Origin of the sequence: Micromonospora sp. CB01531, assembly GCF_001905095.1 — a bacterium.
Lineage (GTDB): Bacteria > Actinomycetota > Actinomycetes > Mycobacteriales > Micromonosporaceae > Micromonospora.
The window spans coordinates 39,015-50,133 of sequence record NZ_LWLS01000099.1; the positions used below are offsets into that span (position 1 = coordinate 39,015).

Annotated in this window: 12 protein-coding genes and 1 pseudogene; 5 read left to right on the forward strand and 8 right to left on the reverse strand. The window is 68.0% G+C overall.

Annotated elements, in window-relative coordinates:
• Positions 1-21: 21 nt before the first annotated feature.
• Together A6A27_RS30515 and A6A27_RS30520 are read left to right on the forward strand one after the other, a co-directional pair.
• Positions 22-1,083, forward strand: coding sequence for an FAD-dependent oxidoreductase (locus A6A27_RS30515; RefSeq protein ID WP_073838103.1), 1,062 nt, complete (start codon positions 22-24; stop codon positions 1,081-1,083).
• 50 nt (positions 1,084-1,133) lie between these two features.
• Entirely contained in the window at positions 1,134-1,559 is a 426-nt protein-coding gene (locus tag A6A27_RS30520) for a VOC family protein (RefSeq protein WP_073838104.1), read from the forward strand.
• A gap of 47 nt (positions 1,560-1,606) precedes the next feature.
• Here the strand turns inward: A6A27_RS30520 and A6A27_RS30525 are convergent, their stop codons facing one another.
• The 5 genes from A6A27_RS30525 to A6A27_RS30545 all read right to left on the reverse strand — a co-directional run bounded on the left by A6A27_RS30525 (position 1,607) and on the right by A6A27_RS30545 (position 6,698).
• The gene (locus A6A27_RS30525) at positions 1,607-1,801 is read right to left on the reverse strand and encodes a helix-hairpin-helix domain-containing protein (RefSeq protein ID WP_073838105.1); all 195 of its coding nucleotides are present in this window, start codon (positions 1,799-1,801) and stop codon (positions 1,607-1,609) included.
• Positions 1,802-2,013: 212 nt separating this feature from the next.
• The gene (locus A6A27_RS46945; RefSeq protein ID WP_073838106.1) at positions 2,014-3,993 is read right to left on the reverse strand and encodes a zinc ribbon domain-containing protein; all 1,980 of its coding nucleotides are present in this window, start codon (positions 3,991-3,993) and stop codon (positions 2,014-2,016) included.
• A 299-nt stretch (positions 3,994-4,292) separates the two neighbouring features.
• Positions 4,293-4,676, reverse strand: coding sequence for a DoxX family protein (locus A6A27_RS30535; RefSeq protein ID WP_073838107.1), 384 nt, complete (start codon positions 4,674-4,676; stop codon positions 4,293-4,295).
• Positions 4,677-4,823: 147 nt separating this feature from the next.
• Positions 4,824-5,750, reverse strand: coding sequence for an RNA polymerase sigma factor SigJ (gene sigJ / locus A6A27_RS30540; RefSeq protein WP_073838108.1), 927 nt, complete (start codon positions 5,748-5,750; stop codon positions 4,824-4,826).
• 3 nt (positions 5,751-5,753) lie between these two features.
• Complete coding sequence (locus A6A27_RS30545; RefSeq protein ID WP_073838109.1) at positions 5,754-6,698, reverse strand: NAD-dependent epimerase/dehydratase family protein; 945 nt, start codon at positions 6,696-6,698, stop codon at positions 5,754-5,756.
• Between the two features lie 140 nt (positions 6,699-6,838).
• Between A6A27_RS30545 and A6A27_RS45280 the strand changes: the two genes are divergently transcribed.
• The 3 genes and pseudogenes from A6A27_RS45280 to A6A27_RS30565 all read left to right on the forward strand — a co-directional run bounded on the left by A6A27_RS45280 (position 6,839) and on the right by A6A27_RS30565 (position 9,717).
• A complete protein-coding gene (locus A6A27_RS45280) occupies positions 6,839-7,582 on the forward strand; it encodes a hypothetical protein (RefSeq protein WP_198940515.1) in 744 nt (247 codons plus the stop codon).
• 653 nt (positions 7,583-8,235) lie between these two features.
• Entirely contained in the window at positions 8,236-9,081 is an 846-nt protein-coding gene (locus A6A27_RS30560; protein ID WP_073838111.1) for a hypothetical protein, read from the forward strand.
• A 146-nt stretch (positions 9,082-9,227) separates the two neighbouring features.
• Positions 9,228-9,717 (forward strand): annotated as a pseudogene (locus tag A6A27_RS30565) (transposase family protein).
• Between the two features lie 126 nt (positions 9,718-9,843).
• Here A6A27_RS30565 and A6A27_RS45285 read toward each other — a convergent pair.
• The 3 genes from A6A27_RS45285 to A6A27_RS45295 all read right to left on the reverse strand — a co-directional run.
• The gene (locus A6A27_RS45285) at positions 9,844-10,419 is read right to left on the reverse strand and encodes a group II intron maturase-specific domain-containing protein (protein ID WP_198940516.1); all 576 of its coding nucleotides are present in this window, start codon (positions 10,417-10,419) and stop codon (positions 9,844-9,846) included.
• A gap of 71 nt (positions 10,420-10,490) precedes the next feature.
• Positions 10,491-10,850, reverse strand: a complete 360-nt coding sequence (locus tag A6A27_RS45290; RefSeq protein ID WP_198940517.1) for a group II intron maturase-specific domain-containing protein — start codon at positions 10,848-10,850, stop codon at positions 10,491-10,493.
• A gap of 19 nt (positions 10,851-10,869) precedes the next feature.
• Positions 10,870-11,119 (reverse strand): reverse transcriptase domain-containing protein (locus A6A27_RS45295; protein ID WP_241825527.1); only part of this gene is annotated, 250 nt, incomplete at its 5' end.

Genomic DNA, 11,119 nt, shown 5'->3' on the forward strand with positions numbered 1-11,119 from the left:
CATCTGTAGTACGTTGAGGACATGAAGGGAACCGTGGCGATCATCGGAGGTGGCATCGGCGGGCTCGCCGCCGCCGTCGCGTTGGACCAGCGTGGCTGGCGCCCCACCGTGTACGAGCGAGAGCCCGACCTGTCGGGTGCCGGCACCGCGCTGGGGATCTGGCCCGCGGCGCTGCGCGCGCTGGACACAATCGGCCTCGGTGACCGGGTCCGTACACTGGGCCAGCCCCAGCGTGCCGGCACGTTTCAGCGGCTCGACGGTGGGCGCATCGCCGCCATCGACGTCGCCAAGCTTGAGCGGCGCACCGGCGACCCGGTCATCCTGCTGTCCCGGCCGGCGCTGCTTGCCCTGTTGTGCGAGGCGGTCGATCCGTCGGTGCTGCGGTTCGCCACACCGGTACGCGACCTCGATCCGCTGCGCCGGGAGCATGACCTCGTCGTCGCGGCGGACGGGATCTTCAGCCGGGTCAGGGTGGGACTGTTCGGCGCCGGCTGGCGCGCGCGGTACACGGGAAAAACTGCGTGGCGTGGCTGGCTCGACGGCATGGCGACCGAGGCGTTCACCGAAACCTGGGGGGCGGGTGCGAAGTTCGGCGTGACGCCACAGGAGGGCGACCGGACGAACTGGTACGCCACCACCACGGCACCGGAGGGTGCGTTCTCGCCCGGAGCCGAGCTCGCCGAACTGCGTTCCCGTTTCGGGGACTGGACGGCCCCGGTAAGGCCGGTTCTCGACGCGATCCGTGAGGACGGCATCCTGCGCCACGATCTGTACGCGGTGCCGCGCCTGGCGTCTTTCGTACGGCACAACGTCGCGCTGATCGGCGACGCGGCGCACGGCATGCCACCTGATCTGGGCCGGGGCGCCTGCGAGGCGCTCATCGACGCCGTCGCACTCGCCGAGGCGTTGGAACGGGCGCCGACCGTCGCGGACGGGCTTCAGCGGTACGACCGGCAGCGTCGCCGTACTGTGCAACGGCTGGCGAGCATCGCCGGCGCGGCGGCCGGACTGACCCGCCTGCGGCCACTGTGGCTGCGAGACGCGCTGTTGCGGGCCGCCATGCTCGGCGGCCCGCCGAGTTAGGACGCCTCTCTCGTGCGCGGTTCGTTGGCCGCGTCCTGGAATGTTCAGCCATGATGCAGGCGCTGGAGTTCTACCACTCGGTGTTCGGCGGCGAGATCATGGTCATCACGTACGGCGACTTCGGGATGCCGAAGGACCTGCCCGACGCCAGCAAGGTCGTCTGGGGCCAGGTCTCGGCCGACGACGGCTTCCACGTCATGGCCTACGACGTGCCCAGCCAGGCCGGAGCCGGCATCGCGCCGGCGCCCTCCACCCGGCGCGAGAACGGCATGACGCTGACCGGCGAGCCGTTCTTCCTGTCCGTCCGCGGCGAGACCGTCGAAGAGGTCGGCGCGCTGTGGGAGAAGCTGGCCGATGGCGCCACCGTCGTCGAGGCGTACGGCCCGGCGCAGTGGGCGCCGGCGTTCGGGATGCTGACCGACCGCTTCGGCATCACCTGGATCCTCGACGTCGCCGCCCAGTACGCCAACGCCTGACCCTCGCCCACTGGCAACGGGACTTGGCGCGTCGCGTCAGGCCGACGTCAGCTCAGCCGCAGATTGTGCTGTTCGAGGGCGGCCTCGATGATGTCCAATGCTTTCGGCCCCATGCCGTGCAACCTGGCAAGCTCTGCGCGTGGCACACCCGCGAGCTGGCGTAGCGCGGTGTAGCCGGCGGCGTTCAGCGCCCGCGTCGCTGGCGCGCCGATCTTCGGCAACGTGTCAAGGGACGAATTCACCGCTCGATGCTAGACCGTTATCCCACGCCCGATGCACCTGTCGCGCGCCCGGGAGGCCCGGCGCCCTCATCTCGGCTACTTGTCCGGAAGTCGTGGCGCTCATAGGCGCGAGTCAGCTCGCGGACGACGATGAGCGGGCCATGCAACTTACGCCCCAGGCCGTCAGGCTCGTCGATGGTCACGAACGCATGATGATCACGAAGCGTCCCTGATCAGCTTAGCGATCCTGAGTCGGATGGGGTTTCCGGGATCGTTTCCCACCGTGGTGGAGATGCATGGACGTGGAGATGGAATCCCGCGCCCAGTGCGGCTCCTCGGGGCCGGTGGCCGGTGGTGGTGGGTGTGCTGATCGTGTTCACGCTCTGGTGTCGGTGGGCTGCGCGGGGCAGCCTCGGCCGGTCCGTTGGTGCGTGTCCCTCCGGACGCTTTCCCGCTCGGCTGTGGGGCCGGGTGGGGGAGGGTGCCCTGCGTCGCCTGGGCGCGGGGCGTGAGGTGCGGGGCCGGGTGGGGCCGGTCTTCGACCGATCCCTCCGACTGGTCTTGAAGGTGCTCGGGGTGACAACGGCTGCGGCTTCGCGCGTGTCCACGACCGAGCGGATCACCATCTGCCCGCTGGTCTTGTCGATGACGGTCTTGCCCTGATGGGTGAGGCCGCGGGCGGCGATCCGCCGCCATGCGCCGTGGTCACGGTCGCCCTGCCAGCGGCAGGACTGGTTGGGGCAGATGGCCCACTTCCAGCCCGCGACGGTCCGCTTGTCGGGGGCTTTACGGTGCTGTAGCGGGGTCAAACATTGCGGGCAGTGCTTGGAGGTGTTGCGGGCGGTGACGGTGACCACGGCGATACCGTGCTCGGCGGCGAGGTGCCGCATCCGGTCGCTGATCTTTCCGCGGACCTGCTGGGACAAGCGGGTGTTGCCGGTGGCGCCCATGCCCTTGGCTTCCATCGACCGCAGGTCTTCCAGATAGATGACGGACGCCCGGGCGGCGATCGCCTGGTCGACGGCCCAGCGGGCGGCAGCCCACGCGAGCGCGTCGTTCAGGTTCGCGCGGCGGGCGGACACGTGGCGGATCTCGCCGGCCAGCACCTCCTGTTTCGCGCTCAGATGCTCGTCGGGGCGGCCGCCGAGCAGCCGCGCGTACTGGTCGGCCTTCGCATGCAGCCGCTCTGACAGGCGGCGCAGGCGGTGCTGCTTGGCCAGGACCCCAGCGGCGCGGAACTGTCCACCAGCCCCCAACGCCGTGATCCGCCCGGTGTCATGCAGTCGCAGGGCTCCGGCGCTGAGGAGAGTGTTGAGGCCCCAATCCACGCCAAGCGCCACCGAGTGACCGGTGGCCCGGGCTTTCGGCACGGCGTGCGTGTATGCCATGTCGGCACGCACCGTCCCGTCGGTGAGGCGGAGGGTGGGCAGGTGCAGCACCGCCGTGGCGGGAACCGTAGGCGGCAACGTGATCCGGCACTCGACCCACGTCCAGTCCCGATACCCTCGCGGATCCGGACGGGCGGGCAGCTGCAGCCGCAGCAGCGCTCTCGCCGGGTCGGTGTCGCTGCGCTCGATGGTGGCCTGCTGCCGATCACACGCGGCCAACAGCAACATCCGCGGAATCCTCGGGACGCCTTCGAGTTCGAACACGTCCACCGGCAGGCGACCATTGGCCTTGACGAACGTGACGATCTGCCGGGTGCGGCCCTTGATGACACTCGACGGCAGATGCTGCCCGCCGGGGATCGAGGCCCGCACCTGATCCCACTCGGCGGGGGTGCGCTTACGCGGATCAGCCGGCCAGGCCGTCAGGACCCCGGCCGTCACCTCGGCACGCCACGCCGCCGAACGCAGCGCACGCCCCGCCTGCTCCTGCGCCATCCGCACGACCCGATCATTGACCCTCACACCCCCAGGCGGGGCGACCGTCCAGCCCAAGCGCCGCAGCGCCATCCACGCGTTCGACGGAAGCTTCCGGCCGCCGGCGTCCACACCGGAGGCGAGCACCTCCACATCGCCCGCGTTCCAACGCTCCGCCAACAACGCGGAGACCATCCCCGCCACCAGATCGGCACACCAGCCGACCCGCTGCGCAAGCACCGCCTGCGACAGGACCTCACCGGTCCCCTCGTCCACCCCCGCGCGCAGCACACCGCGGGCACACGCGGTCCGGGCCGCCTCACCCTCGGCCAGCCGCAGCTTCCCGCTCACCGACTCAACGCCTCAACACCGATCCACAAAAACCGGCCCTACCGCCGACCCACACCACCGGAACCCTCCCCGAGCCAACCCAAACGTGCACGGGGTGAACACCGACACGCTTCCCGGCCCTGGAAAGCCGAAAACATTCCACACAGGCCAATCTATGATCACTGATCATCGATAATCAAATCGGTTAGCCTGAGCTGAGGGCGACCCGCTCGGGCCGGGTGGCGCCGGTGGCGTGGGCGTCGAATGGCCCCCTCGCCCGAGTCGAGGGGCAATTCGGTGTGGCCGGACGCCGCGCCCGGTCAGCTGGTGAAGGACTCGGGGCCGAAGCGGCCCCACGCTACGAAGGCGGCCAGGGCGAGATAGGCCAGGTTCACCACGATCACCTTCGTCTCGTGGCGGCGGAGGTGCGTGATCATCGCACCGGCCATCATCAACGCCAGACCGACAGCGGCCAGCGGCACAAGAATCGGCGCGATGCCGATGGCGGCGGGCAGGACTAGGCCCACCGCGGCCAGGGCCTCGAGGGCTCCGATGGCCTTGACGGCACCGGCGCTGAAGTCCTCGACCCATCCCCCGCTGGGGGCGGCGGCCAGCTTCTGCTTGGGCTGGGTCAGCTTGATGGCGCCGCCGGCGAGGAAGGCAGCGGACAGCAGTGCGGCGATGATCCACAGAGTCAGGTTCATGGGGTTTCTCCTTGCGGGGTTGGAGGGGGCTCCGGTCTTGAAGCCGGAGTGGCGATCGGATCCGTGTGAGGGGCATCGTCGGGTCCGGTGATGAGCCGTCATGCGGCACGTCCGTCTCGGGGTCGTGGCGCCGGCGTCATCAATGGTTCAGGTGTCGCTGCCGGATCGGCGGGCTGCGCGGATCTGAGCACCGAGGTCGCTGACCGAGTCGAGGTGGCGCAGCTTGTCGGGGTTGACGATGGAGTGGATCGCCTGGATCTCACCGTCGGCGATGTCGAGTCCCAGCACACCGAAGAGCCGGTCCTGCGAGTCGAACATCATGGCGCCGGGCAGGCCGTTGACCTCGGCGATCTGGATGCGCACGCCACCGTGCGGTGCCACCACGGACATCGCGGTCACCAGGTGCCGTGCCACACGATTCCGGCCGTTGACCGGCCGCGCCAGCGCGGGGACCTTCCCGCCACCATCGCCGTGCAGAACCACGTCCTGGGCCAGCAGTGCCTCCAACGCCCGCAGGTCGCCCTGCTCGGCGGCGGCGAAGAAGCGCTGGGCCAGCTCTTCTCGCTGCTGCCGAGATGCGTGGTACCGCGGCCGACGCTCCTGGACGTGGGCGCGAGCCTTCGCCACCAGGTGTCGGGTGCTGTCGACGTCGGTGCCGATGATGTCGGCGACCTCGGCGTACGGATAGTCGAATACCTCGCGCAGCAGGAACGCGGCCCGCTGCCGCGGCGAAAGGGTCTCCAGGAGGACGAGGAACGCCAGCGACAGCGAATCAGCGGTCTCCGCGTGGTCCGCGGGTGACGGACCAGTGACCAACGGCTCGGGCAGCCACTCCCCGACATACCGCTCCCGCCGCGCCCGGGCCGAGCGGAGCTGATCGATGGACAGCCGGGTGACCAGCGTGGCGATGTACGCCCGCGGCGAGCTGATCGCCTCGTCGCGCCGCAGGGTCTGATGCGTCCGCAAGAACGCCTCCTGCACCACGTCTTCGGCCTCGCTCACGCTGCCGAGCATCTGATACGCGATGGCAAACGCCCGCGGGCGCAGCTCGCCGTAGAGATCAGCGGATGACACCGGTCAGCCCAGCCCCTCGATGAAACCCTTGCGCCAGCTCGGGTATTGCAGCGTCCAGCCCAGTTCGCGTTTGGCCTTCTCGCTGGAGATCCCGCGAGCCTGGGTCATCAGGTTCACCGGCGCCTCGCCGGCCAGCAAGCGGACAAGCCACGCCGGGAAGCGGCGGGGAGGCTTGGCACCGAGCGCGCGGGCAAGGTAAGGCAGCCATTCACGGACCGGTGCCGGATCGTCGTCAGCGACATGGTAGATACCGCGCCTGCCGTGTTCGATGGCCGAGACCGTGGCCGACGCGGCATCGGCGATGTGCACTAGCGACCACACCCCAGCACCGCTGCCGACGATCGGGAACTTCCGCGCGTGGATCTGCACGGCCATGACGGCATCCGGTGCGGCCTCGATTCCGGTCCCCGGACCATAAAAACATCCGTAGCGAAGCGCGATGCCCTCGGCCCAGGTAATACCGGTCACCGCGGTCTCCACGTGGCGCAGTGCGGCTACGGCCTCCTCGGCATCAGCGGGCGGGTTCGGCTCGATCCGGCCGTCTTCCTCAGCGACCGGCCCGTCGGTGCGTTCCATCCACATCGCGTTGCTCTGCGCTACGAACTTGCGCACCCCGACGGCACGCGCTGCGGCCAGCAGGTGGTCAGTGCCCTCGGTGCGCAGCCGGTTGGTGGCGGCCGCCATCTGCTTGGCGTGCCGAAAGTCCGCCGGTCCACTCAGCGCGGTCAGCTGATGCACGATCACCTCCGGCTCGGCCTTGGCCACGGCATCGGCCACCGACTCGGGGTCGAGCGCGTCGACGATGACCGGTTCGACGCCCAGCGCGCGCAAAGCGCCGGTCTTGGCGGCCGAGCGGGTGGTGCCGACGACCTCGTGGCCGCGTGCCACGAGCTGGGTAGCCAGGTGGCTGCCGATCGCGCCCGACGCTCCGGCGATGAAGATCTTCATGACGTCTCCGTTCGTTCGTGCTCACCAACAGAGACGAGACGGTCCCGCACCCCATGAACGGCTGTTACCCAGGTCACACGGCGCGCTAGCCACCACCAAATGGAACCAGCCTGGCTGGCCGACGGGCAAGGTCAGCCGTCATGGCCGCATCATGGGCCGTGCGGAAGCAGTTGGAAGCCGAGCGCGGCGAGGCGACGCCAGAGGCGGCAGCCACGGTCTGGCTCCTGAAGCTCAGCGCCGGTGAGGAGCTGGGCCTGTCGCGGGTACTCGCTGAGCCCCGCCACGACGAGCTGCGCCAGCAGTGGCGCGACTACCGCGACGAGATGACCAGCTCAGCCCGACCACCGTCGAAGCTGGAGAGCGTGGGGCCGAGTGCCATCGAGCGCCAAGGCGATGACCGGGCGACGGTGGCAGAGCAGGTGCGCGCGGTGTGGTGGGATGGCCCGCACCTGCTCGCAGGCTGGCACGATCGACGCATGGACGGAGCGGACGCGCAACCAGGTCAGCCAGCCGCGGCTCTCGGCGACCTGGTCATGGTCGACCTCACGGAAGCTGAACGCCACCTACTCGCCCGGGGGCTCATGGAGTGGGGCGGGCCGGCTCATAGCACTGAGGCGTTGGCGGTCGCCATGGGCTTCGAGGGGGTCGAGGATTTCTATGCGCAGGCCGGTCCTTTGCACGCGTCGATCCGCGCTGAAGCGCCGCTTAGCCGTCGTGACTGGCGACGTGTCCTGATAGCCACTGAGGTAGTTTTTGCCAGCGACATTTTCGGATCCGGTTGTGATTGGTCGACCACGACCGGCCTATCAGACGAAGAGACGATCTTTCTCCTCCGGGCCGTTCAGCGCAAACTGGCACGCTCGGCGAACGTTCATAACCCGTGAGGTCTCAATGTCGGCTGTCAAGCGCCGGCGGACCGAGCCGCCCGGAGTTTAGAAGAAGATCGCGGATGGCTGGTCGGGTGACGATGTCCCTGGTTATGCCGTCCGTCGTCGTCCGTCAGTGTCGGCGCTTGGCGGCGGTCTTGGCTGTACGGATGGCTGTACAGCCTTCTAATAAGGGGTGCACGACTCATGCCGGTCATCACGTTCCGTCGAGCCTTTGACGTTGCGATATCTCGGCAAATGATGATCGAAATCGACGGGGAGATCATCGGGAGCTTGGAGCGCGGTGCCAGTCAGAGCTTCGTCGTAGCGCCGGGACCGTACGTGGTTCGGGTTCGTCTGGACCGGCAGAGCAGCCGACCGATCCACGTTGACTTGGATGATACGGAGACGATCACCTTGGAGGCCGCAGCAGGCAAGCGATCGTCAACAGTTGCGACGAGGTGGTCCTCACGGCGCAAGTGCGCGCTGGACTTATGGCTGAGATGACCTACGCATTTACGAGATCAAACTGCCCGTCCCGCGGGCATGGGCACATGGCGGTCTAGCAGCGGAAACACCTTTGACATCTCACACCACTCCCCCGCTGCGCGTCGGCCTCTTGCGGACCAGATGCGGACCGCTCGCCCGGCGCATGTGTCACGATCTTGGCCATGCGTCTTTCGTTCGGTCTGCTCGTTGCATCCGTCGCGGCTGGTCTGCTCTCGGTTGCGGCGGCGCTGCTCGCCATGCCAGCCGCGTCGCTGCAGTTCGGCCTGGTCATGCTGCTCGCACTGCTCGGCTACGTGCTGGCGAGCCGGGGTGTGCGCCGCGTGAGGTGGGCCGTCGCCGCCGGTATCGGGCTACTTGCCGTGGTCGCGGCGGTAAGACTGTTCTGGTACCAGGAGCAGGTCGATGAAGCAGGCTGGCTGACATACGGCCAAGGGGTAGCGAAGACGTCCATGTTGGCGCGTTGGCAGGAGATGATCGACCGGGAGAGGCTCGCCGCGCTGGGTCTGGCGCTTGGCGTTCTCTGTCTCGCGGCCGGTGCGTTGGCGTTACCGTCACGCGGCAGGCGGCGGGGTGTCGCGACGACAGTCCTCGCGCTGCTCCTACTCGCCTGGTTCGGGCTGAGCGCCGCGCGGGAGTTCGGCCGTTATCCGCTGATCGACCTGCTCGGGGCGGTGTGGCCAGCGCTGCTCGCTGCCCTCGTGGCCATGGGGGCACTCGCGCTGTCAGGGTGGCGGGCCGACCGGCGTTGGCTGCTCCCGGTGGGGTTGTTCCTGCTGTCACTCGGAGCGGCTCGCGCCTACTCGGATCTCGCCGGGGTGTGGTCAGGCTGGTGGAACCTAGCCGAACCTGCCGACGGCGTCGTCCTGACGCTAGGAGTGATGGTGAGCACGCCAACGGAAGACTTTCCTCAGGTATCTCGGGCCATAGAGGCGGCAATCGCGCTCGCCGGTGCGGGACTGGTGGCCGTCGGCGCATTGCGCAGCTCCCGCGAGGCTGACGCTTCATAGAGCCTTTCCAAGCTGATCGTGCAGCTCAGGGCAGGTGCAGGTTGATCAAACATCGATAAGGAGGAGGCTCCAGGTAAGACAGCAGTCGATCAAAACCCGATGCCCCGACCGGGAGCCTCGCCTGTGCTGTCTTACCCCCGTCCACGATCACGTTGTCCAGCCGCACCCTGAACCACCTCGCCGACCGCATCCGCAGCTACCGTAAGCAGCATCGATCCCGCTGGCGGCGCCTCGGTGCGGGACGGCAGGCATTGCTTGCTCTCGCTCATCTGCGTAACGCCGACACCTACCCACGGCATCATCGAAGCGCTGAGCCGCGCAGACGTAATGACCTTCGCGGACAAGGGCTACCAAGGTGCCCGCGGCAGCGTGCGGACCCCGTTCAAGCGGCGCCGTGATCGGCCGAAGCTGTCACGCCGGCAGAAGGCCGTGAACCGGGCGCACGCGAAAGTCCGCGCCCGCGGCGAACGGGCGATCGCCATCCTCAAGATTTGGAAGATCCTGGCCAAGCTACGCTGCTGCCCACGCCGCGCCACCGCGATCGTGCAAGCCATCCTTGTACTGCACCACGTCGAAGCCAACCGCTACCCAGGATGGAGGGTCGGGAGCTGGCGCGGTGGCGTGCCATTGCGGTAGGTCCAGCAGCCTTCGTGTTCCTGCGGTTTCCCGTGAGGTTGTCCCACTGCTGTGACCCTGGCCTTGACGTGCTCCGTTTCCAACTCCCGCCCGTTAAACCGTGCGTGCGGTTCTCCCGCACACGGCTTACCGACGTCGTTCACCGCCGGCATTCGGCTTGTCCCGCCAGGGCTTGCCGGCCCTGGGTTGCACGACGATTCCGTAGAGCCTGATCAGGCCGAACTCGTTGGGCGTGAAGTTCAGCAGCGCCCAACGGCCGAAGTGTCGGCTGCGGCGATGGCGTTTGCTCAACCACAACGCGATCCGCATCCGCACGTAGTACCTGATCTTGCTGAAGCGCTCGGCGGAGTGACCGTACTTGAAGTAGCCGGTCCAGCCGCGCAGGAACTGGTTGACGTCCTGCACGATTGCTTCAACAGGCAGCAGCAGCCTGCGCCGGGCGGTCAGGTCCCGGATCCGGTCACGGGCATGCTGCATGGCCTTGTCCGCGGGCCAGCGGGCGAGGAACGTGAACGGGCGTCGCCCGTCGCGAGGCCGGGACCGCACCAGGCGGTGGTGGAAGCCGAGGAAGTCCACGCCCTCCCCACCAGCCTGCAAGTGCACGATCCTGGTCTTGGCCTCCTTCGGCTCCAGGCCGAGATCGGCCAGCAACTGCCGCAGCCGCTGCAGGGCGGCGTCGGCTTGCTCGCTGGACTTGCACATCACCAACAGGAGAGTCGGCGGGGGGAATTTCACCCCCCGCCGCTCGCAGAACCCGGCGGGAGCCTCTCAGCTCACCGGGCTCCCATCGTCCAGCCGTCAGGTTTGAGGCCGATGCGCCAGTGGGCGAACAGTCGTGGGGACCTTCGGGAGGCTTCCGCCAGCAGCTGTCGCACCCGCGTTTCGCGTCGGCGTAGCCGTTTGTATTTGCGCATGGCCCAGCGCACCAGGTGTTCGTTGATGCGCCGTAGGAGGGGATACAACATGGACTTGTAGAAGCGCCCGTAGTAGTTGATCCAGCCTTGCACGATGCTGTTGAACATGCGTGCCAGGTCGCCGAGGGACTTGTCACTGCGGCGGGCGATGTGCCAGGAACGGATCTCCCGACCCATCGCCTTGATCGCGTCCTTGCTGACCGCGGGCAGGAAGTTCACGAAGTTCTTCCCCCACTTGTTACGGGCCAGCCGAGGCCGAAACGTGTACCCCAGGAACGTGAAACGACGTGACCTCATGATCGCCACGCCGGTCGGCGTCCTTGCAGTAGACGATGCGCGTCTTGTCCGGGTGTAGCTCCAAACCGACCTGCGCCAATCGCTGAGCGAGGGCGTCGCGCACCTGGCGGGCCTGTTCCTCGCTACCGCAGTGAATCACCGCATCGTCGCAATACCGCTCGAACGTGACCGTCGGGAACTCCCGGACCAGC

Bases quoted from the DNA above. Each gene is read 5' to 3' on its own strand.
- A6A27_RS30515 (WP_073838103.1), top strand. From the start codon at position 22: ATGAAGGGAACCGTGGCGATCATCGGAGGTGGCATCGGCGGGCTCGCC.
- A6A27_RS30520 (WP_073838104.1), top strand. From the start codon at position 1,134: ATGATGCAGGCGCTGGAGTTCTACCACTCGGTGTTCGGCGGCGAGATC.
- A6A27_RS30535 (WP_073838107.1), bottom strand. From the start codon at position 4,676: ATGAACCTGACTCTGTGGATCATCGCCGCACTGCTGTCCGCTGCCTTC.
- A6A27_RS30545 (WP_073838109.1), bottom strand. From the start codon at position 6,698: ATGAAGATCTTCATCGCCGGAGCGTCGGGCGCGATCGGCAGCCACCTG.
- A6A27_RS45280 (WP_198940515.1), top strand. From the start codon at position 6,839: ATGGCCGCATCATGGGCCGTGCGGAAGCAGTTGGAAGCCGAGCGCGGC.
- A6A27_RS30560 (WP_073838111.1), top strand. From the start codon at position 8,236: ATGCGTCTTTCGTTCGGTCTGCTCGTTGCATCCGTCGCGGCTGGTCTG.
- A6A27_RS45285 (WP_198940516.1), bottom strand. From the start codon at position 10,419: ATGTGCAAGTCCAGCGAGCAAGCCGACGCCGCCCTGCAGCGGCTGCGG.